Raw genomic sequence first — 21,545 nt, forward strand, 5'->3', positions numbered from 1 at the left:
GGCGCGAGCTTGTGGGCATGCGTTGAGTCGGCGGAAACGGACCGGAGGAGCGAAGCGGGGGAGGCCGGCTTGCGCCGACTCAACGCCCCACACGTGGCCTGAAGCGGACAGCGGCGGGCAAGTTGCGCCGACTCGGCGTCGTACGGCGGGCAAGTCGCGCCGAGTCGCGCGGTTCTGGCGGGCAAGTTGCGCCGAGTCGGCGTCGGGGGTCGCCCGATGTGACAGCCCGATCCGCGGACGGATAGGGTGCCAGCCGAAAGGGAGTAGTCCCCAACAGCTGCGTCGACATACTGAGCCTCCGCGGGCATCCGCTTCGCGAAGGGTCCGGTGCAGCGGGCCACCGACTCGAGCGGATCGGTGGCGGACGAGACTTTCGACCAGATCCACGACCCATGACAGATGGACGTGCCTGGTCGAAGGTGCGTCCCGACCAGGCGCCTCTCCGGCCGGGCCGGAGAGAGGACGCATGTACGCCTTCCTGCTGAGCACCGCGGTGATCTTCGTCGCCGAGCTCGGGGACAAGTCCCAGCTGATGGCGATGACCTTCGCCACCCGCTACCGCGCGCGCGACGTGATCATCGGCATCACCGCCGCGACCGCGCTCACCCACCTGGCCAGCGTCGGCGTCGGCTACTGGATCGGCGACGCGTTCGCGGACTACCAGGGCTGGATCTCGGTGGTCGCCGGCGTGGCGTTCCTCGGGTTCGCGGCGTGGACGCTGCGGGGCGACGAGCTCACCGAGGAGGAGGCCGACAAGGCGCGGACGAGCCAGGGGGCGGCGATCCTCGCCGTCGGCGTCGCGTTCTTCCTCGCCGAGCTCGGCGACAAGACCATGCTCGCCACGATCACGCTGGCGACCCAGGAGGGCTGGCTCGGCACCTGGATCGGCAGCACCCTCGGCATGGTCGCCGCGGACGCGCTCGCGATCGGCGTGGGCGCCGTCCTGGGCAGGCGACTGCCGGAGCGGTTCATCAAGTACGGCGCCGCGGTGCTGTTCGCGCTGTTCGCGGCGCTGCTCATCGTGGACGGCATCAGGATCGGATCGAGGTGAGCGACCTCGTCCGGCCCTCGGCTCTCTCCCGGTGGGTGGCCTCGGAGCACCTGTAAGTTACGACGGGTGACGGGTGCATCGGTGGCCGATCGACTCGATGGACGGCATGTGCTGCTCACGGGCGTGACCGGCTTCGTGGGCGAGGCCCTGCTCCACCTGCTGCTGCGCGAGGTGCCGGGTGCGCGCCTGACGGTGCTGGTCCGGCCGAAGGGCTCGACCACTGCCGAGGCCCGGGTCGCCGCGCTGCTGCGCAAGCCCGTCTTCGAGGGGCTCGAGGACGTCGGGAGCCGGGTCGAGGTGCTGGCCGGCGACCTGGCCGACGTACCCCCGCTGCCGACGGACCTCGACGCGGTCGTGCACTGCGCCGGCGACGTGTCCTTCGACCCGCCGGTCGACGAGGGGTTCCTGACCAACGTGGTCGGCACCCGCGACCTGCTGGCGCGCATCCGCGAGACGGGCGGCGACCCGCACTACGTGCACGTCTCGACGGCGTACGTCGCCGGCCGCCGCCGCGGCCACATCCCCGAGGCGCCGGTCGACCACGACGTCGACCTCGAGGCGGAGCTGTCGTGGGGCCTGGCGCAGCGTCGGTCGGTCGAGCACCAGAGCCGCAGCGCGTTCGTGCTCGAGCGCGAGCGCCGGCGAGCCGAGAGGACCCACAGCCGCGCCGGCCTGCTCACCTCTGCCTCCGCGACCGAGGCCGCGCGCAAGGAGTGGGTGAAGACCGAGCTGGTGCGCGTCGGCACCGAGCGGGCCCGCAGCCTCGGCTGGACCGACTGCTACACGTTCACCAAGGCGCTGGGCGAGCGCGTCGTCGAGGCGTACGCGGCCGAGCGGCCCGAGCAGCACCGGGTCTCCATCGTCCGCCCGAGCATCATCGAGTCGGCGCTGGCGAGGCCCTACCCGGGCTGGATCGAGGGCTTCAAGATGGCCGAGCCGCTGATCCTCGCCTACGGGCGCGGGGAGCTGCCGGAGTTCCCGGCGGCAGCGGACACGATCGTCGACATCGTGCCGGTCGACCACGTGGTCGCCGCGATCGTCGCGGTGCTGGCGTCCCCGCCCGAGCCGGGCGACCCGGCGTACTTCCACGTCTCCTCGGGCGACCGGAACCCGCTGACCTTCCAGGTCCTCTACGACAACGTGCGGACCTACTTCGACGAGCACCCGTTCGCGGCGGGCGACCGCGGCGCCGCGCGGCTCCCGGACTGGCGGTTCCCGGGCGCCCAGTCGGTCGAGCGGCTGCTCAGCACCAGCGAGCGCGCGCACCAGGCGGCCAACTACGTGATCGGGCACGCGCCGCGCAGCGACCGCACCCGCGACCTGGCCCGCAAGCTGGACCAGCAGGGCCGACGGCTGGAGTTCCTGCGCCGCTACCTCGACCTCTACCAGGAGTACGCGCAGGCCGAGCTGCGCTTCTCCGACGCGAACACGCTCGCGCTGCACCGCTCCCTCTCGGCCGAGGACCGCGCGACGTTCGCCTTCGACACCGCGGTCGTCGACTGGCCGCACTACCTGCGCGAGGTGCACTGCCCGGCCGTCACCGCGCCGGTGCGCCGGATGGACGAGGCGCGGAGGTCGCGCAAGCGCTCCACCGACCCCGGGTTGAAGGGGGTCTCGACGGGCTCGACCACCGGTGCCGGCGCGGTGGCGGCGTTCTTCGACATGGACGGCACGCTGCTGTCGTCCAACGTGATCGAGACCTACCTGTGGCTGCGGCTGCGCGAGCAGAGCGGCACGGAGAAGGTGGCCGAGCTCGGCCGGATGGTCGCGCGGCTGCCCGGCCTGGTGCGCGCGGAGCGGCGGGAGCGCAGCGCCTTCCTGCGGTCGGTCTACCGCGAGTACGAGGGCGCCCGGCTCGCCGACCTCGAGGCGATCGCCGACGAGCACCTCACCGGGCACGTGCTCTCGCGGCTCTCGCCCGACGCGGTCCGCCGGATCCGCGAGCATCGCGCCGCGGGCCACCGCACCGTGCTCATCACCGGCGCAATTGCGCCGTTGGCGCGGCCGCTGGCGCCGCTCTTCGACCACATCGAGGCCGCCGAGCTGGCCGTCGACGATCGCGGCGTGTGCACCGGCTACCTCTCCTCCTCGCCGCTGGTGGGGGAGTCGCGGTCCGCCTGGATGCGGGGGTACGCCGCCGAGCACGGCATCGACCTCGCGGCGTCGTACGGCTATGCGGACTCCCACTCCGACCTGCCGCTGCTGGAGGCGGTCGGGCGGCCGGTCGCCGTACGGCCGGACGTGTCGCTCTACCGCCATGCCCGGCGGCACCGGTGGACGATCGTCGACTGGGCCAGCTCGACCTCCAACACCCGCTCGCTCAACCCCGCGGGAGGCCCGGCATGATGCTCGCGCTCGAGATGTTCCGGTCGATGTCGCGCACGATGGCCGGCAAGGCGATCGGCGGCCGGATGCCGGGCGTGCTGTCCGGCTTCGCGGCGCCGCTGCGGCTGGTCACCATCGACGAGCCGCGGGTCGACCGCCCCGGCTGGGCGCGGCTGCGCACCCGGCTGTCCGGCATCTGCGGCTCCGACCTGGGCGCGCTGTCGGGCCGCACCAGCCTCTACTTCTCCGCGGTCGTGTCGCTGCCGTTCGTGCCCGGCCACGAGGTCGTCGCCGAACTGCTCGAGGACTGCGAGGACCTGCCCAAGGGCACCCGCGTGGTCATCGACCCGGTGCTGACCTGCGCCGCGCGCGGCGTCGAGCCGTGCGTGCACTGCGCCGACGGGCGGACCAACCGGTGCGAGCGGATCACCGTCGGGCACCTGTCGCCGGGGCTGCAGACCGGCTTCTGCAGGGACACCGGCGGCGGCTGGGGCCAGCAGCTCGCCGCGCACCGCAGCCAGCTGCACCCCGTGCCCGAGGGCTTCTCCGACGAGCAGGCGATCCTGATCGAGCCGGTCGCGTGCGCCGTGCACACCGCGCTGCGCTCCGGCATCCGCAGCGGCGACCGGGTGCTGGTCAGCGGCGCCGGGTCGGTCGGGCTGTTCGCGACGCTCGCGCTGCGCGAGCTGACCGACGCCGGCGAGATCATCGTGGTCGCCAAGCACGCGCACCAGCGGGAGTTGGCCCGCGACTTCGGCGCGACCGAGGTGGTCGCGCCCGGCGAGGTGCTGCGGCGGGTTCGCCGGTCGACCGGGGCGTTCCAGCTCGAGCCCGAGTTCTCCTCGCCGTACCTCCTCGGCGGCGTCGACGTCGCCGTCGACGCGGTCGGCAGCAAGCAGTCGCTGGAGACCGCGCTGCAGGCCACCCGCGCGGGTGGCCGCGTGGTGCTCTCCGGGATGCCGGCGGCCGCCGACCTGTCCGCGGCCTGGTTCCGCGAGCTCGAGGTCGTCGGCACCTACGCGTCCGCGCGCTCCGACGACGCGTTCGGCAAGGCGATCGAGCTGGTCGCCACCGACGCCGTCCAGACGCTCGCCAAGTCCGTCGCCAGCTACCCGCTGCACCGCTGGCGCGAAGCGCTCGACCACGCCCACTCGGCCGGCCGGCTCGGTACGGTCAAGGTCGCCTTTTCACCGGGCAGTACGTCGTGAGGAACGAGGTCGCGACCGCGCGTCGAGACCCAGGCAGATGTCAGGAGCGATCAGACCATGAGTAGGCCCGGTTTCGTCCTCGAGGTGGACGACCGCACCCCGCCGCTCGTCGTGCACGAGGGGCTCGGCTTCCGGCTGGAGGACGGCTTCCCGCTCGGCACGCGCGTGGTCTACCCGCCCGAGTCGATCCCCGCCGTACCCGACGTCGACGCGGCGATCCGCGAGGCGCTGCTGCACCCGCACGGCATGGACCCGCTGCCCGAGCTGCTGTTCGCGGGGATGCGGCTGACCATCGCCTTCGACGACATCTCGCTGCCGCTGCCGACGATGCGGGCGCCCGACATCCGCGGCCGGATCATCGAGCACGTCCTGACGATGGCTGCCGAGGCCGGCGTCGACGACGTGAAGCTGATCGCCGCGAACGCGCTGCACCGCCGGATGACCGCGGCCGAGCTGAGGCACATCGTGGGCGAGCGGGTGTTCCGGTCGTTCTACCCGCAGGGCGACCTCTATAACTTCGACGCGGAGGACCGCTCCGAGCTCGCGCACCTCGGCGCCACCGACAAGGGCGAGGACATCGAGATCAGCAGGCGGGCCGCGGAGTCCGACCTGCTGGTCTACGTCAACGTGAACCTCGTGGCGATGGACGGCGGGCACAAGTCGGTCGGCATCGGGCTGGCGTCGTACCGGTCCCTGCGCCACCACCACAACGCCAGGACGATGGTGCACTCGCGGTCGTTCATGGACCACAAGCACTCGGCGATGCACCACTCCGCCTGGCGGATGGGCCGGGTCATCAAGGACCACGTGAAGGTCTTCCAGATCGAGACCACGCTCGACAACGACGTGTTCCCGAAGCCCTACGACTTCCTGCAGAAGCGCGAGTGGGAGTGGTCGGTGCGCGACCAGGCCACCATGCTCGGCGTACGGCGGGGGCTCGCGGTCGCGCCGCAGCGGCTGCGGCACAAGATGTTCCACGACATCCGCTCGGCCTACGGGCTGACCGGTGTCAACGCCGGCGAGGTCGAGGCCGTGCACGAGCGGACGCTGGAGAAGGTGCACCGGCAGCACCTGGTCGAGGTGCAGGGGCAGTCGGACGTGCTGGTGATGGGCGTGCCGTACCTCGGGCCCTACAACGTGAACTCGTCGATGAACCCGATCCTCGCGACCTGCATGGGCCTCGGCTACTACTTCAACTCCTACCGGGGCCAGCCGGTCGTCCGCAAGGGCGGCGCGGTGATCCTCTACCACCCGCTGAACGAGGGCTTCAACCAGCTGCACCACCCGTCGTACGTGGACTTCTACGAGGAGGTGCTGGCGGAGTCGACCGACCCGGCGGTGGTGGGGGAGAAGTACGAGCAGCAGTTCGCGCAGGACCCCTGGTACATCCACCTCTACCGGACCTCGCACGCCTACCACGGCGTCCATCCGTTCTACATGTGGTACTGGGCGGCGCACGCGATGGACCACGTCGACGAGGTGATCTGGGTCGGTGCCGACCGGCGGGCCGCGTCGCGCCTGGGCTTCCGGGCCGCGTCCACGCTGGCCGACGCGCTGGAGATGGCGTCGGGGACGGTCGGCACGTCGCCGTCGATCACCTATCTGCACAACCCGCCGCACCTGCTGGCGGACGTGCGATGAGCCGCCCCATCCGGTCCACTGTCGACGACGTCCGGCTGGTCGCCCGGGGCTGGCGCTGGGGTCGGCGCGCGCTGGTGCCGCGGTCGGCCGAGGAGTGGGTGCCGGCCGCCCGCTCGACGGTGTTCCGCACCGAGTGGTCGCGCCGGCGGCCGGCGATGGCGGCCCGCGAGGTGGCGCAGAAGGCCGGGCTGGAGCCGCTGTTCCGCTCCCAGGTCCGCACCCGGGTCGAGGGCCTGGACGTGCTCTCGCGGATCGACGGCCCGGTGATCTTCGTGGCGAACCACGCCTCCCACCTCGACACCCCGCTGATCCTGCTGTCGCTGCCTGACGAGTGGCGGCGGCGTACCGCCGTGGCGGCGGCCGCCGACTACTTCTTCGACACCTGGTGGCGCGCGGTCGGGTCGTCGCTGCTGTTCAACACCTTCCCGATCGACCGCCGCGGCGGCACCATGGCCGCGACGCCGGGCGAGGTGCTCGCGGACGGCTGGAGCCTGGTGATCTACCCCGAGGGCACGCGCTCGACCGACGGCTGGATGGGCAGGTTCCGGATGGGGGCGGCCTTCCTGGCCAGGGAGTACGGCGTGCCGGTGGTTCCCGTCGCGCACCGCGGCACCTTCGCGGCGATGCCGCGCGGCGCCGGCTGGCCGGCGCCCGGCCGGCGGCAGCTGACGATCCGGTTCGGCGAGCCACTCGTGTGCGGCACGGAGGAGTCCGTGCGCGACTTCGCGCCGCGGATCAAGGACGCCGTCGCCGCGCTGCTCGACGAGGATCGGACCACGTGGTGGGAGGCCCGCCGCCGGGTCGCCGCCGGCGCCGTACCGGATCCCTCGGGTCCGTCCGTGGCGCAGTGGCGCCGGGTGTGGGAGCAGTCGGAGTCTCCCGTCGCCGACGCTCCTGCCCGTGCCCTGCGCGCCTGGCGCCGCTGAGGCGCGAGTCGGCGCGTCTTGCCCGCCGCAGACCGTCGAGTCGGCGCGTCTTGCCCGGCCCCTGTGGACGGCGCGGGCAAGTTGCGCCGAGTCGCGCCCTCTGGGCGGGCAAGTTGCGCCGAGTCGGGCCATGAGAGGGGTCTCATCGGGGACTCATGGTGGCTTCACCACCGGCCGGGATCGTGGTGTCAACGCCGGAACACGAGGCGCCGGAACACCGATCAGAGGAGACCACCATGTTCAGCAAGCTCAAGAACGCGACGTTCGGTCGGAAGAGGATCGCGGCCCTGTCCGCCGTCGGCGTCGTCGGACTGGCGACCGCGGGCGTGCTCGCCTGGCAGGCGCCCGGCGCCTTCGCCGACGACGACCACCGCGACGACCACCGAGACGACTACAGCGCGGTCACGACCGGTCAGCAGGGGAGCCCTCAGCAGGCGAGCCCGTCGGGCACGACCCACGACCAGGACGACGACCACGGGAGCGACGACCACCGAGACGACCAGCAGCACGACCAGAACGACGACCACGACGACTGACAGGTCAGGGGACGACTGACAGGTCAGGGGACGACTGACAGGTCAGGGCTGGGGGTCGGAGCTCCCGCCGGGCAGGTGCTCGATGTGGCCGATCGCCTCGTCGAGCAGCTCGGCGACGTGCTCGTCGAAGAGCGAGTAGTGGACGTGCCGCCCGTCTCGGTGCCCGGTCACCAGGCCGAGATGGCGCATCAGTCGCAGGTGGTTGGACACCGACGCCTGGCTCACGTCGAACTCGTCGCAGATCTCGGTCACCGTGGCCGGCCCGGCGCGCAGCATCTCGAGGATGCGCAGCCGCAGCGGGCTGGCCAGGCCCTGCATCACCTCGGCGAGTCGCTCGGCGTTGGCGGACGTGAGCCGTCGATGCCTGTGGGGCCTCGGGGGCCTCTGGTGCCGGGTGCCGACCTGCATGGCCGCCATTCTGCCTCGGCAGGTGTCGGGGAGGGCGCGGGAGCGCCGTCGGCGGAAACATTTTCATATCACAAGATCATGATGTACGGTCGGGGCCATGACCGAGCGAGCGACCCGTAGCGACGGGCACCAGCACGACGACGGACAGTCCCACGACGGCCACTCCCACGACGACGGCCACTCCCACGACGACGGCCACTCCCACGGAGACGCGCGATGGGAGCTCGGCTTCGCCATCGCCTCCGGCGTCACCTACATCGCGGGCGTCGTGGCCGAGAAGGCATTCGACCTGCCGATGGTCGGCGTCCCGCTGGCACTGTTCCTGGCGACCTACTTCTTCGGCGGGTACTTCACGATCCGCACCGCCGTCTCCTCCACCCTGCGGGGCCGGTTCGAGGTCGACTTCCTCATGCTGGTCGCCGCCTTCGGCGCCGCCCTGATCGGGCGCTGGGCCGAGGGCGCGGTGCTGCTCTTCCTGTTCAGCCTCGGCCACGCGCTCGAGGAGTTCGCGATGAGCCGGGCCAGGAAGTCCATCGAGGCGCTGGCCGAGCTGGCGCCGCGCTCGGCCCTGGTACGTCGCGGTGACGGTGAGCCCGTCGAGGTCCCCGTCGAGGAGATCGTGGTCGGCGACGTCGTCGTCGTACGCCCGAACTCGCGGATCCCCTCCGACGGGTTCGTGTCGCTGGGCGTCTCCGCGGTCGACCAGTCCGCGGTGACCGGCGAGTCGATCCCGGTCGAGAAGGAGCCGGTGCCCGACGCCGAGCTCGCCCTGCGCAACCCCGCGGCCGTGGTCGCGGCCCACCGCGTGTTCGCGGGCACCGTGAACGGCGCCGGCGTCCTCGAGGTCACCGTCACCGCGACCAGCGCCGACTCCACCCTGAGCAAGGTGGTGGAGATGGTCCGCAACGCCGACCAGAGCAAGTCGCCCACCCAGCGGTTCATCGACCGGTTCCAGAAGTGGTACGTCCCGGCGGTCATCCTCGGCGTGGTCGCGACCCTGGTGGGCGGGATGGCCGGCTTCGGGCAGAGCTTCTCCGACGCCTTCTACCTCGCGATGACCGTGCTGGTCGCGGCGAGCCCGTGCGCCCTGGCGATCGCCACCCCGGCCGCCGTGCTCGCGGGTGTCGCCCGCGCGGCCCGGGCCGGCCTGCTGGTCAAGGGCGGCGGCCCGCTCGAGACGCTCGGCCAGGTCCGTGCGATGGCCTTCGACAAGACCGGGACGCTGACCTGGGGCGCACCGCGCGTCGCCAGCCTCGTCAGCACCGACGGCGCCGACGAGGCCACCCTGACGGCGACGCTGCTGGCGGTGGAGTCCCTGAGCGACCACCCGCTGGCCACCGCGATCGTCCGCGACCTCGGCCCGCGCGTCCCCGACGCGTCCAGACTGACCGCGGTCGACCTGAACGCGGTCACCGGCCGCGGGCTCCGGGCCTCGATCGACGGCGACGACGTGGAGGTCGGCAGCCCGCGCCTGTTCGCCGAGCAGGGCGTGGACCTCTCGCCCGGCGCGGCGGCCGCCGTGACGGCCGCCCAGGAGGGCGGCCAGACGGTGATGGTGGTCCGGCGCGCCGGAGCCTTCCTCGGCGTGGTCGGAGTCATGGACACCCCGCGCCAGGAGTCGCGTCCGGTCCTCGAGTCGCTGCGCGCCACCGGCGTGCAGCAGTTCGTGATGATCTCCGGCGACAACCAGCAGGTCGCCGACGCGATCGGCCGCCAGGTGGGCGTCGACACCGCCCTCGGCGAACTGATGCCCGAGGACAAGGTCGACCACATCTCGCGCCTGGGCGGGAGCACCCGGGTCGCGATGGTCGGCGACGGGGTCAACGACGCGCCCGCGATGGCGCGGGCCGACGTCGCCATCGCCATGGGCGCGGCCGGCTCGGCCGTGGCGCTGGAGACCTGCGACGTCGCCCTGATGAGCGACGACCTCGGCCGGCTGCCGTTCGCGATGCGGCTGAGCCGGGCCACCAGCCGGATCATCCGGCAGAACCTGGTGGCCAGCCTCGGGATCGTGGCCTTCCTCGTCGTGGCGACGTTCTTCGGGCTCAACATCGGCGCCGTGGTGTTCATCCACGAGGGCTCGACGCTCCTGGTGGTCGCCAACGCGCTGCGCCTGCTGAGCTTCCAGCGGGGCGAGGAGCACGCCGGCATCGAGCACGAGGCGAGCCCGTCGGAGCAGCTGGTCGCGGCCTGACCGGCCGCACGCGGTGGATCGCCACCGTCCGTGTCAGGGGTTGAAGCGGTACCCCATCCCGCGGACGGTGGCGATCGCCGTCGTACCGAACTTCTTGCGCAGGTAGCCGACGTAGACGTCGACCACGTTCGAGCCCGGGTCGAAGTCCAGGCCCCATACGTGATCGAGCAGCTGCTCGCGGGAGAGCACCTGTCCGGCGTTCACCATGAACATCTCGGCGAGCGCGAACTCGCGCGCGGAGAGGTCGACCTGCCTGCCGCCGACGTCGGCGCGACGGGTGCGCAGGTCCAGGCGGACGCCGCCGCGCTCGATCACGTCGTCGCGCACGGTGCCGTTGGCGCCGTCCTGCCGCAGGCGTAGCCGCACCCGGGCGACCAGCTCGGCGAAGCGGAACGGCTTGGGCATGTAGTCGTCGGCGCCGCCCTCGAGCGCGGAGACGGTGTCGCCGACCGAGTCGCGCGCGGTCAGTACGATCACCGGCACCTTCGACCCCTGCGAGCGCAGCTGGTCGAGCACCTCGAAGCCGTCCATCGACGGCAGCCCGATGTCGAGCACCACGAGGTCGTAGTCGCCGCTGAGCGCGTGCTCGAGACCCTCCCTGCCGTCCGCGATCGTGGTCGGCAGGTGGCCCTCGGCGCGCAGCCCCTTGGCGACGAACGACGCGATCCGGTCCTCGTCCTCGACGATCAGGATGCGGGCCACGTGTCCTCCTCGGGCAGGGTCATCACGAACCGGGCTCCGATCGGCTCGGCGTCCTCGACGGCAATGCTGCCACCGTGGGCCCGGGCGATCGCGCCCACGATCGAGAGGCCGAGGCCGAAGCCCTCGTCACCGGGAGGTACGGCGCTGCGGCCGAATCGCTCGAAGATCCGCATCCGGTCCTCCGGCGGCACGCCGGGACCGGTGTCGCGGACCCAGAGCCGGACCGCCCGGCCGTCGTACGACGACCCGATCGCGATCGTGTCGCCGTCGCGGGTGTGCTTGACGGCGTTGTCGGCGAGCTGGAGCACCGCCTGGGTGAGCCGCTGCTCGTCGGCCCTGATCTTCACCCGCGCGGCGGCGTCGAGCGTCCAGTCCCGGTCGCCGAGGCCGCGGGCCTTGGTCACCAGGTCGCGGGTCAGCCCGTCGAGGTCGACGTCGCGGGGCTGGAGGAAGTCGGGGCGGTCGCTCTTGGCGAGCAGGATCAGGTCGCCGACCAGCCGCGACATCCGGTCGATCTCGTCGAGCAGCAGCAGCCGGGTCTCGGCGACGTCCTCGGCGTTGCCGGTGTCGAGCAGCTCGAGGTGGCCGCGGAGCACCGTGAGCGGGGTCTTGAGCTCGTGGCCGGCGTCGTCGAGGAACTGGCGCTGCCCGACGAACGCCGCCTCCAGCCGGTCGAGCATGCCGTTGAAGGTGCGGGTGAGCGCGGTGATGTCGTCGTTGCCGGTGACGGGCAGGCGCCGCGACAGGTCGGTCGCGCCGATCTCGTCGGCCGTCGTCCGCAGCGCCCGCAGCGGTGACAGCAGCCGCCCGGAGACCCAGGCCGCCATCGCCGTGACGACGAGCAGCGCGAGCGCCGAGAGGGTCGCGTAGGTGCGCATGGTGTTGGTGAGCCCGGCGTGGGCCCGGTCGAGGAACGTGACGACCACCAGCGCGCCGGTGCTGCGACCCTGACGCACGGACTGGACGTCGATCTGGAGCCGTCCGGCGGCGGAGTCGAGCTCGGTGGACCCGTTCGTCGCGACCAGCGGGTTCACGACGCCGGCGATCCAGGTCGACTCGGTGACCTCGGTGACGATCGGCGACTGACCCACCGGACCGCCGTCGACCCAGCTGATCAGCAGCTCGTTGTCGTCGGGGACGTTGTTGCGGAGGAAGAGGGTCAGCATCTCGTCGACGTCGGCGAACGGCCGGCCGGTCGTGGCGTTGTCGCCGTCCCTCTGGAGCTTGGTGAGCTCGGCGAACTCCTGGGAGATCTCCGCGGAGATCTGCTGGTCCAGGCGCCGCGACTCCACCGTGTAGAGCACGACCCCGACGACGACCAGCCCGGCCAGCACGAGCAGGGCCACCGCTGCGGTGATGCGGACGCGGACCGAGACGCTGGTGGTCGCCACCCGGCGCCCGGCCCATCGCCCGGCCCATCGCCTAGCCGTCGCCACCGCGTCCGTGGCCGCCGTCCTCCGACTCGTCCTCGGACTCGTCGAGGTCGTCCCAGGGAGTGATCACGTCGACGTCGTCATCGTCGTCGTGTCCGGTTGGGCTCGAGGTCGGAGAGGGTGGGACACTCGGCCCGGACGTGCCCTTGGTCGGACGGCTGGAGGGCTCGTTGGTCGGGGAGGGGGATCCGGTCGGGGCGGGGCCCTGCCTGATCTGGATGGTCTGGCGCGGCGGGGGCTGGTCGGACGCGGACGCGGCGAGCGAGCCCACGACGTACGCCCCCAGCGGGACGACGAGCGCGAGCCCGAGCAGGACCTTCCACATGGTGCTCATGCTCCCACGATCCTCTCCCATGGTGGGGCGGCGATGAGAGCCCGATGAGAGGACTCTCATCGGGCTCGGCGATGGCTAGAGTGACGAGCATGATCGTCCCCTTCAGCGTCTCGGACTTCATCGACCGTGCGGTGCAGGTGTACGGCGAGCGGGTCGGTGTGGTCGACGAGCCGGACCAGCCCGCGCCCACGCTCGGCGAGCTCGGCTATGCGCAGGTCGGCGAGCTCGCGCGGCGCCAGGCCGCGATGCTCGACAAGCTCGGCCTCGAGGTGGGTGACCGGGTCGCGGTCGTGAGCCACAACAGCGCCCGGCTGCTGACGTCGTTCTTCGGGGTCAGCGGGTATGGCCGGGTGCTGGTGCCGGTGAACTTCCGGCTCCGTCCCGAGGAGGTCAACTACATCGTCCAGCACTGCGGTGCCCGGGTGCTGCTGGTCGACCCCGAGCTGGCCGACTCGCTCAGGGACGTCGACGCGGAGCTCAAGTTCACCCTCGGCGACGACGACCACCTGTACGCGACGCCGGGCGCCGAGCCGCGGCCGTGGGAGCCGGAGGAGAGCGCGACGGCGTGCATCAACTACACCTCCGGCACCACCGCGCGGCCCAAAGGCGTGCAGATCACGCACCGCAACGTCTGGGTCAACGCGGTGACCTTCGCAATGCACGCGGGCGTGAGCGACCGCGACGTGTACCTGCACACGCTGCCGATGTTCCACGCCAACGGGTGGGGGATGCCGTTCGCGATGACCGGCCTCGGGGTGAAGCAGGTGGTGCTGCGCAAGGTCGACGGCGCCGAGATCCTGCGCCGGGTGCGCGACCACGGCGTCACCGTGATGTGTGCCGCGCCGGCGGTCGCGGCCGCCGTACTGGACGCGGCGCAGACGTGGGAGGGCGAGATCCCGGGCCGGGACCGGGTGCGGATCATCATGGCCGGGGCGCCGCCGCCGACGCAGACGGTGGTGCGGGTGCAGGAGGAGCTGGGCTGGGAGTTCATCCAGATCTACGGGCTCACCGAGACCTCGCCGCTGCTGACGTTCAACCGGTCCCGCGCGGAGTGGGACGGCCTGCCCGCCGAGGAGCGGGCGGCGCTGCTCACGCGCGCGGGAGCGCCGGCGCTGGGCGTCCGTCTCGCGATCTCGGCGGACGAGGAGAGTGCGGGCGAGGTGCTCGCGCGCTCGAACGTGGTGCTGGAGGGCTACTGGAACCAGCCCGAGGAGACCGAGCGGGCGCTGGTCGACGGGTGGTTCCACACCGGCGACGGCGGCGTCCTGGGCGGGGACGGCTACCTGACCATCAGCGACCGCAAGAAGGACGTGATCATCACCGGCGGCGAGAACGTCTCCTCGATCGAGGTCGAGGACGTGCTGTTCTCGCACCCGGCGGTGGCCGAGGTCGCGGTGATCGGCGTGCCCAGCGAGAAGTGGGGCGAGACGATCAAGGCGCTGGTCGTGCTGGCCGACGGCGCTCAGGTCACCGAGGCCGAGCTGATCGCCTGGTGCAAGGAGAAGGCGGCCGGCTACAAGGCCCCGACCTCGGTGGAGTTCCGCGACGACCTCGCCCGCACCGCGACCGGCAAGCTGCAGAAGTTCAAGCTGCGCGCGCCGTACTGGCAGGGCTACGACCGCCAGGTCAACTGAGCGCGGACGCTCGAGTCGTCCGCCTGAGGGCGGCGTATTCACCCGCGAGAGGCGGACGACCCGCTTCACTGCGCCGCCGGCGACAGTAGCCTGACGCCCATGCCCGCGCTCGAGGACGTCGTCGACCTGCTGCACGGGTGGTACCCGCCCGCCACGGCGGACTCGTGGGACGCCGTTGGGCTGGTGCTCGGCGAGCCGGGCGCCCGGGTGGACAAGGTGATGTTCGCCGTCGATCCGACGCTGCCGGTCGCGCGGGAGGCCGCCGACTGGGGCGCCGACCTGCTCGTCGTGCACCACCCGCTGTTCCTCAAGCCGGTCCACGGGTTCGCCGCGACCACGCCGAAGGGCCGCACGCTGGCCGCGCTCGCCGGCGCCGGCTGCGCGCTGCTGACCGCGCACACGAACGCCGACCAGGCGGTCGGCGGGGTCTCCGAGTCGCTCGCGCTGGCCCTCGGGCTCGCCGACCTCGAGCCGATCGTGCCGGCGCCGGCGGAGCCGATGGACAAGCTCACGACCTACGTGCCGGTCGCCGACGCGGCCGCGCTGCGCCAGGCGCTGGCCGGGGCCGGCGCCGGGCGGATCGGCGACTACGACCACGCGTCCTTCTCCACGCCGGGCACCGGACGGTTCCGGCCGCTCGACGGTGCGAGCCCCGCGATCGGCACCGTCGGCGAGGTCGAGACGGTCGAGGAGGAGCGGGTCGAGGTCGTCCTACCGCGCGGCCGGCGTGCGGCCGTGGTCCAGACGCTGCTGGACGCGCACCCCTACGAGGAGCCGGCGTTCGACCTGGCCGAGCTCGCCGACCCCGGTACGGCAGTCACCGGTGCCGGCCGGATCGGGTCGGTCCCGGAGACGTCGTTGGGGGAGTTCGCCGCGGCCGTCGCGGCCGCGCTGCCCGAGACGGCGCACGGCGTACGCGTGGCGGGCGATGCGGACCGGCCGGTACGCCGGGTGGCGGTCTGCGGCGGCGCCGGCGACTTCCTGCTCGACACGGTGGCGCGCACCGACGCCGACGTGTACGTGACCAGCGACCTGCGCCACCACCCGGCGAGCGAGCTCTGCGAGCAGGACGGGCCGGCGCTCGTGGACGTCGCGCACTGGGCGGCGGAGTGGACCTGGCTGCCGGTGGTGGAGGCGCGGCTCCGCGGGGAGTGGGGCGATACGGTGGAGACCCGCGTGAGCACGCTCCGCACCGACCCCTGGACGTTCCGATGTTGAGGAGACCCCGCTGAAAGCCGACCCCGCCGCCCAACGCAGGCTCCTCGACGTGCAGGAGCTCGACTCCCGGGCCGACCAGCTGCGGCACCAGCGGACCAACCTGCCCGAGCTCGCCGAGATCGCCACGCTGGAGGGCAAGCGCACCGACGTCGAGAACCTCGCGCGCGACGCCCGGATCCTCGTCGACGACCTCGCCGCCGAGCAGGGGAAGGTCGACCAGGACGTCGAGGCGGTCAAGGCGCGGCGCACCCGCGACCGCGACCGGATGGACCAGGGCCTGATCACCAACCCCAAGGACCTGGAGCGGATGCAGCACGAGCTCGAGTCGCTGGAGCGCCGCATCTCCAGCCTCGAGGACGACGAGCTCGAGGTGATGGAGCGGCTCGAGGAGGCGCAGGGCGAGCTGACCAGGCTCGAGGGGATGGCCGCCGAGGCCGACGAGCAGCTCGCCACGCTGGCGACCACCCGCGACGAGAGGCTGGCCTCGATCGACGAGCAGCTGGCCGCCGTACGGGCCAGGCGCGGTCCGGCGATCGACGGTCTCCCCGCCGACCTGCTGACGCTCTACGACCGGCTGCGCGAGCAGAAGGGCGGCGTCGGCGCGGCCGAGCTGCGCGCCCGGCAGTGCGGCGGCTGCCGGCTGAGCGTCGACGCCTCCGAGTTGGGCCGGATCCGCGGCCTGGCCGAGGACGAGGTGGTCCGCTGCGAGGAGTGCCAGCGCATCCTGGTCCGCACCGCCGAGTCCGGGCTGTGACCCGGCCCGTCGTCATCGAGGCCGACGGCGGCTCGCGCGGCAACCCCGGCCCGGCGGCGTACGGCGCCGTGCTGCGTGACGCCGCGACCGGCGAGGTCCTCGCCGAGGAGGGCACCACGATCGGCGTCGCGAGCAACAACGTCGCGGAGTACTCCGGCCTGATCGCCGGGCTCCGGCTGGCGCAGGAGCACGCGCCGGACGCCGACATCGAGGTCCGGATGGACTCCAAGCTCGTCGTCGAGCAGATGTCGGGGCGCTGGAAGATCAAGCACGCCGACATGCGCACCCTGGCGGCCGAGGCCGCCGCGCTGGCGCCTTTCGGGACGACGTACACCTGGGTGCCGCGCGAGCAGAACAGGCACGCCGACCGGCTGGCCAACGAGGCCCTCGACGGCAAGCGCAGCGGCGTCACCGTAGCGGGTGCGCCCGAGAAGCCCCAGCAGGGCTGGTCGCCGCCGGGCACGCCGACGACGGTGATCCTGGTGCGGCACGGCGTCACCGCGCACACCGTCGACAAGCGGTTCTCCGGCGGCCTGGCCAGCGCCAACCCCGGGCTGAGCGACGAGGGCCGCGACCAGATCCGAGCCATCGGCGACTGGCTCGGGCCGATCGCGGAGAGGATCGACGCGGTCGTCGCGTCGCCGGTACGCCGGACGCTGGAGTCCGCCGAGATCCTGGCCGCCGTGCTCGGCCGGGAGGTGGAGGTCGAGGCGGGCCTCGCGGAGATGGAGTTCGGCGCCTGGGACGGGCTGACCTTCGCCGAGGTGGGGGAGCGCCACGGCGAGGACCTGCAGGCGTGGCTGGACTCGCTGGACTTCGCGCCCGGAGGGACCGGGGAGTCGTTCCGCGTCGTGGAGAGGCGGGTGCTCGACGCTCTCGCGCGGGTGCTGGAGAAGCACGCCGGCAAGACGGTCGCGGTGGTCAGCCACGTGACCCCGATCAAGACGATCGTGGCGCACGCGCTGGACGCGCCGCTGGAGGCGGTGTTCCGCATGGAGCTCACGCCGGCCTCGATCACGGTCGTGTCCTGGTACGACGGCCGCCCGTCGATGCGGATGTTCAACGCCCTGCCGCCCGGGAACGACGTGTTCGCCGCCGGCGCCTCGCGGTGGTAGCTACAGCTCGGTGACGACGACGTCGAGGCGGCCGTCTCGCTCCTCGACGTACCAGCCGAGGTCGCGCAGCGCCTCGGCGAGCCTCGCCGGCGTGCGCGGGTCGGCGCCGGACTCCAGCAGCGCGCGGACGATCCGCCCCTTGGTCGCCTTGTTGAAGTGGCTGACCACCTTGCGCTGTCCCCGGTGCTCGTGGAGCACGCGCACGGTCGCGGAGCGCACGCCGACCGGCTTCCAGAAGCTCACGTAGGTCCCGCTGCGCAGGTCGACCAGCAGGCCGCCGCCGACGGTCTCGGTGACGACCGGGCCCAGCTGGTCGCGCCAGACGGCGGCGACCGGGCCGAGGCCGGGGAGGGTGGTGTCGCCGGAGAGGCGGTACGCCGGGATCCGGTCGCTCGGCCGCACCAGCCCGAACACGCTGGAGGTGACGGCGATCCGCGCGGTCGCCCGGCGCTTGGCGGCCGGGGTCAGCGTGGCGACGTCGAGGGCGTCGTACAGGACGCCGGTGTAGACGCGGTCGGCGCGCTGGGTGGACGCGGTGCGGAGGTCGCGGTTGAGGGCGAGCAGGTCGAGCTGCGTCGTCCCGATGCCCAGGGTCCTCGCGGCCACGTCGGGGTCGCCCTCGCACAGCTCGACGAGGGAGTCCGCGACCCGCTCGCGCGGCGCGGTGAGGCTCGGGAAGTCGAGGGCGGCGAGGTCGAGCGGCCGGCCGCGGCGCGCGGCGGCCTTGCCCTCGCTGGGCGGCAGCAGGATCAGCACGGTGCCCTATCGTGCCGGTATGCCCAGCCACCGCGTCGTCCGGGTCCGCTCCGTCAGCGACGGCGTGGCCGCCGAGACGCTCCGCGCCGGCATCGAGCGGATCCAGGCCGAGCTCGGCGTGACGCCGGCCTTCCCGCCGGAGGTGGAGTCGGCGGCGGCCGCCGCGGCCCGGGCGCCCCGGCTGCCGTCGCTGGACCGCACCGACCTGCCCTTCGTCACCATCGATCCGCCCGGCGCGATGGACCTCGACCAGGCGCTGCACCTCGAGCGCGACGGCTCTGGATACGTCGTGCACTACGCGATCGCCGACGTCGCCGCGTTCGTGCGGCCCGGCGACCCCGTCGACGTCGAGGCGCAGAAGCGCGGCGAGACGCTGTACGGCGCCGACTCCAAGGTCCCGCTGCACCCGCCGGTGCTCAGCGAGGACGCCGCCTCGCTGCTGCCCGACCGGGTCCGGCCGGCGCTGCTCTGGACGATCCGGCTGCGCCCCGACGGCGGGCGGACCGACGTGCAGGTGGAACGGGCGCTGGTGCGCTCCCGCGCCCGGCTCACCTACGAGGAGGCGCAGGCCGCGATCGACGACGGGTCGGCGTCCGACGTACTCCTGCTGCTGCGGGAGGTCGGCGAGCGCCGCATCGCCCGTGAGGCCGTACGCGGCGGCGTGTCGCTGCCGCTGCCCGAGCAGGAGGTCGACGTGGCGGGGGAGGAGTGGCGGCTGGAGTTCCGCGAGGAGCTGCCGGTCGAGCGCTGGAACGCGCAGCTCTCGCTGCTCACCGGCTTCGCCGCCGCCGACCTGATGCTCTACGCCCGGATCGGCCTGCTGCGCACGCTGCCCGCACCCGACCCGCGCGACGTCCAGCGGCTGCACCGCACCGCCCGCGCGCTCGGCATCGAGTGGCCGGCCGAGCAGCTCTACCCCGACTTCGTGCGCTCTCTCGACCCGTCGATCCCCGCGCACGCCGCGATGGTGGACGCCTCGACGCGGCTGCTGCGCGGGAGCGGATACGTCGCCTTCGACGGCGAGACCCCGGCCGAGCCCCAGCACGCCGGGCTGGCCTCGGAGTACGCGCACGTCACCGCGCCGCTGCGCCGCCTCGGCGACCGGTACGCCGGCGAGGTCTGCCTCGCCCTGTGCGCCGGCGAGGAGGTCCCGGGGTGGGTTCGGGCGGCCCTGCCCGGCCTGCCCGCCGTACTGCGGGCCTCGTCGGCGCGCGCCGGCGCCTACGAGCGCGCGGTCCTCGACCTGGTCGAGGCCGGCGTGCTCCGGCACCGCGTCGGCTCGACCTTCTCCGGGGTGGTGGTCGACGTCGACGAGAAGGACCCCACGCGCGGTGCCGTGGTCCTGAACGACCCCGACGTCGAGACCCGCGTGGTCTCCTCCCGGCCGCTCCCGCTCGGCACCGACGTCACCGTGCGGCTCACCGTCGCCGACATCGACGCGCGGCGGGTGCGGTTCGAGCTGGTCTGAACCGGCAGTCGGAGCGCGGCGGGCACCGTCATAGCAGCGCAATTGCGCCGACATGGCAGTCGGACCGGGGCAAGCACTGCCGCAACAGCGCAATTGCGCCGACATGGCAGTCGGCGAAGGCGACCCACGCCGGAACTCGGCGAGAGAACTCACCGGTCGCGGAGCACCTTGACGCCCGCCCAGACCACGAGGGGCAGCCCGATCACGAGCACCAGGACCGCCTCCCAGCCCATCAGCGCCGCCGCATCCCGGGAAGCACGTACTTGAACAGCAGGAACGCCACCACGATCACGAGCACCACGATCAAGATGAACTTCACGGTCTCCACCCTCCCTCGGGCGGCTCTCGATGGCCGCCGATGGCGGCTCGTACCCGGATCGGCTCGGTGTCACACGCGGCCTTCGTCGGCGTCGAGGTGCCCGAGGTGGCTGCGGTGTGTGTCGTGGCCCTGGGGAACGCACGCCTCCGGCAGCAACCTCAGCCACAGCAGAGAGCCACGAGGCGCCCGGCGGCAACCACAGCGGACTTTCTCCCACGCATCGGTGAGCGGGCCACCACCCCGCTCGATCACGCACTGCCGATTTCGGCCGCGACGAGCGCGGCCGACAGCCCCACGAACGGCAGCCCGGCGCCCGGCGTGGCGTGCGCGCCGGCGGCGTACACCCCGGCGACGGGGGTGCGCGGCCCGAGCCGGCGGCGGACCGTCCCGCGGCCCTGCCACAGCACGCCCATCGGCGAGCTGGCCCACCGCTCGACCTGGTCGCGCGGGCTGGCGTCCACCCGCGCCACGACCTGCTCGCGGACGTCGATCCGGTGCCGCGCCAGCGCGCGCAGCACGTCCTCCGAGAGCCGGCCGCGGCCGTGCACGGTCAGCGTCGAGCCCCGGCGACGGACGACCAGCATGGGGTCGCCGTGCAGCACCAGCTCGTGCGGCAGGTCGGGCGGCTCGCCCTCGAGGCCGACATGCACGACGACCGGCGGCATCGCGGGCATCGTCCGCTCGACGTACGCCGCCAGCGCGGGCAGCAGCCGGGGGTCGATGGCACACACCACGGCCTCGGCGTCGAGGTCGCCGGTCGTGGTGCGCACCGCCGCGACCCGGCCGTCGCGCACCACGAGGTCGCGCGCCTCGGTGCCGGTCAGCACCGTGACGCCACGGGTCGTCAGCCGGTCGGCCAGCACCTCGCCGAGCCGGGCCAGCCCGCCCTCGACGGTCCACGCGCCGAACCGCTGCTCGACGTAGGCCGACACCCCCGCCCAGGCCGGCACGTTGCGCAGGTCGTGCCCCTCGGCGACGTGCGGGTGGCCGGCAACCAGCCGCAGCCGCTCGTCCCTGAACGTCCTCCTCAGCCGCTTGTGCAGCGTCGCCCGGCTGTCGAGCAGGGCCGAGGGCGCGTCCGGGTCCCACGGGCTCTCGAGGTAGGTGCGGCGCAGCACGTCCCAGGTGTCGGCGTACGACGCGACGTGGTCCACCCACCGCCGGCCGAGGCCCGTGCCGAGCTCGTCGAAGGCCGCGAGCTGGGCGGCCCGCCCGACGCCGACCGACACCGACGAGCCGTCCTCGAACCGGTGCTCGCGGACCACGTCCAGCGGCACCAGCTCCAGCTCGCGCTCGAGCGGCCGGCCGGACTTGCGGAAGAGATCGCGCACGACCGCGGGCAGCAGCGTGTACGTCGGCCCGGCGTCCCAGGTGAAGCCCTCCTCGGCTACCGAGGAGAGCGCTCCGCCGAGCGTCGCCGCGCGCTCGACCAGCGTCACGTCGTGGCCGAGCTTCGCCAGGCGCACCGCGGACGCGAGGCCGCCGAAGCCTCCACCCACGACCACGATCCGCACGCGGAAACC

At 73.0% G+C, this 21,545-nt stretch carries 18 protein-coding genes; 12 read left to right on the forward strand and 6 right to left on the reverse strand.

The window, feature by feature from the left end:
- The first annotated feature begins 466 nt into the window (after window positions 1–466).
- From ACYVKX_RS03825 to ACYVKX_RS03850, 6 genes are all read left to right on the forward strand, one after another.
- Window positions 467–1,051 carry a TMEM165/GDT1 family protein gene (locus tag ACYVKX_RS03825; protein WP_460829260.1) on the forward strand — a complete coding sequence of 195 codons (585 nt, stop codon included), beginning with the start codon at window positions 467–469 and terminating at the stop codon, window positions 1,049–1,051.
- Window positions 1,052–1,132: 81 nt separating this feature from the next.
- Window positions 1,133–3,397 carry an HAD-IB family hydrolase gene (locus tag ACYVKX_RS03830; protein WP_460829261.1) on the forward strand — a complete coding sequence of 755 codons (2,265 nt, stop codon included), beginning with the start codon at window positions 1,133–1,135 and terminating at the stop codon, window positions 3,395–3,397.
- Complete coding sequence (locus tag ACYVKX_RS03835; RefSeq protein WP_460829262.1) at window positions 3,394–4,584, forward strand: zinc-dependent alcohol dehydrogenase; 1,191 nt, start codon at window positions 3,394–3,396, stop codon at window positions 4,582–4,584. The genes ACYVKX_RS03830 and ACYVKX_RS03835 overlap by 4 nt, the downstream gene beginning before the upstream one ends.
- Before the next feature lie 57 nt (window positions 4,585–4,641).
- Window positions 4,642–6,225 carry an NPN-dependent hydroxyacid isomerase, LarAH14/15/16 family gene (gene larAH / locus ACYVKX_RS03840; protein WP_460829263.1) on the forward strand — a complete coding sequence of 528 codons (1,584 nt, stop codon included), beginning with the start codon at window positions 4,642–4,644 and terminating at the stop codon, window positions 6,223–6,225.
- Window positions 6,222–7,151, forward strand: coding sequence for a lysophospholipid acyltransferase family protein (locus ACYVKX_RS03845; RefSeq protein WP_460829264.1), 930 nt, complete (start codon window positions 6,222–6,224; stop codon window positions 7,149–7,151). Before larAH ends, ACYVKX_RS03845 begins: the two co-directional genes overlap by 4 nt.
- Window positions 7,152–7,387: 236 nt before the next feature.
- A complete protein-coding gene (locus ACYVKX_RS03850; protein WP_460829265.1) occupies window positions 7,388–7,687 on the forward strand; it encodes a hypothetical protein in 300 nt (99 codons plus the stop codon).
- A gap of 42 nt (window positions 7,688–7,729) precedes the next feature.
- Here the strand turns inward: ACYVKX_RS03850 and ACYVKX_RS03855 are convergent, their stop codons facing one another.
- Window positions 7,730–8,095 (reverse strand): ArsR/SmtB family transcription factor, encoded by a 366-nt coding sequence (locus tag ACYVKX_RS03855; protein WP_460829266.1) that lies wholly within the window; start codon window positions 8,093–8,095, stop codon window positions 7,730–7,732.
- Window positions 8,096–8,192: 97 nt separating this feature from the next.
- Here ACYVKX_RS03855 and ACYVKX_RS03860 point away from each other — a divergent pair, with 97 nt between their 5' ends.
- Window positions 8,193–10,289 carry a heavy metal translocating P-type ATPase gene (locus ACYVKX_RS03860; RefSeq protein WP_460829267.1) on the forward strand — a complete coding sequence of 699 codons (2,097 nt, stop codon included), beginning with the start codon at window positions 8,193–8,195 and terminating at the stop codon, window positions 10,287–10,289.
- 33 nt (window positions 10,290–10,322) lie between these two features.
- Here ACYVKX_RS03860 and ACYVKX_RS03865 read toward each other — a convergent pair whose 3' ends face one another.
- From ACYVKX_RS03865 to ACYVKX_RS03875, 3 genes are read right to left on the reverse strand one after another with little or no spacing between them, the layout of a single operon-like run.
- On the reverse strand, window positions 10,323–10,991 hold the full coding sequence (locus tag ACYVKX_RS03865; protein WP_460829268.1) for a response regulator transcription factor: 669 nt from the start codon (window positions 10,989–10,991) through the stop codon (window positions 10,323–10,325).
- The gene (locus ACYVKX_RS03870) at window positions 10,976–12,382 is read right to left on the reverse strand and encodes a sensor histidine kinase (protein WP_460829269.1); all 1,407 of its coding nucleotides are present in this window, start codon (window positions 12,380–12,382) and stop codon (window positions 10,976–10,978) included. Before ACYVKX_RS03870 ends, ACYVKX_RS03865 begins: the two co-directional genes overlap by 16 nt.
- A 31-nt stretch (window positions 12,383–12,413) precedes the next feature.
- A complete protein-coding gene (locus ACYVKX_RS03875) occupies window positions 12,414–12,758 on the reverse strand; it encodes a hypothetical protein (protein WP_460829270.1) in 345 nt (114 codons plus the stop codon).
- Between the two features lie 89 nt (window positions 12,759–12,847).
- On the opposite strand from ACYVKX_RS03875, the gene ACYVKX_RS03880 reads away from it, so the two are divergent.
- The 4 genes from ACYVKX_RS03880 to ACYVKX_RS03895 all read left to right on the forward strand — a co-directional run bounded on the left by ACYVKX_RS03880 (window position 12,848) and on the right by ACYVKX_RS03895 (window position 17,479).
- The gene (locus tag ACYVKX_RS03880; RefSeq protein WP_460829272.1) at window positions 12,848–14,392 is read left to right on the forward strand and encodes an AMP-binding protein; all 1,545 of its coding nucleotides are present in this window, start codon (window positions 12,848–12,850) and stop codon (window positions 14,390–14,392) included.
- Window positions 14,393–14,491: 99 nt separating this feature from the next.
- Window positions 14,492–15,610, forward strand: coding sequence for a Nif3-like dinuclear metal center hexameric protein (locus ACYVKX_RS03885; RefSeq protein WP_460829274.1), 1,119 nt, complete (start codon window positions 14,492–14,494; stop codon window positions 15,608–15,610).
- Window positions 15,611–15,659: 49 nt separating this feature from the next.
- On the forward strand, window positions 15,660–16,364 hold the full coding sequence (locus tag ACYVKX_RS03890; RefSeq protein ID WP_460829275.1) for a zinc ribbon domain-containing protein: 705 nt from the start codon (window positions 15,660–15,662) through the stop codon (window positions 16,362–16,364).
- Window positions 16,361–17,479, forward strand: coding sequence for a bifunctional RNase H/acid phosphatase (locus ACYVKX_RS03895; RefSeq protein WP_460829276.1), 1,119 nt, complete (start codon window positions 16,361–16,363; stop codon window positions 17,477–17,479). Before ACYVKX_RS03890 ends, ACYVKX_RS03895 begins: the two co-directional genes overlap by 4 nt.
- Here ACYVKX_RS03895 and yaaA read toward each other — a convergent pair whose 3' ends face one another.
- Window positions 17,480–18,235: a peroxide stress protein YaaA gene (gene yaaA / locus ACYVKX_RS03900; RefSeq protein WP_460829277.1), complete on the reverse strand. Its 756-nt coding sequence runs from the start codon at window positions 18,233–18,235 to the stop codon at window positions 17,480–17,482.
- Window positions 18,236–18,254: 19 nt separating this feature from the next.
- On the opposite strand from yaaA, the gene ACYVKX_RS03905 reads away from it, so the two are divergent.
- Complete coding sequence (locus ACYVKX_RS03905) at window positions 18,255–19,703, forward strand: RNB domain-containing ribonuclease (protein WP_460829278.1); 1,449 nt, start codon at window positions 18,255–18,257, stop codon at window positions 19,701–19,703.
- 567 nt (window positions 19,704–20,270) lie between these two features.
- On the opposite strand, the gene ACYVKX_RS03910 is transcribed toward ACYVKX_RS03905, so the two are convergent.
- Window positions 20,271–21,536 carry a phytoene desaturase family protein gene (locus ACYVKX_RS03910; RefSeq protein WP_460829279.1) on the reverse strand — a complete coding sequence of 422 codons (1,266 nt, stop codon included), beginning with the start codon at window positions 21,534–21,536 and terminating at the stop codon, window positions 20,271–20,273.
- Between the last annotated feature and the right edge of the window lie 9 nt (window positions 21,537–21,545).

It is taken from the genome of Nocardioides hungaricus, from assembly GCF_054782915.1.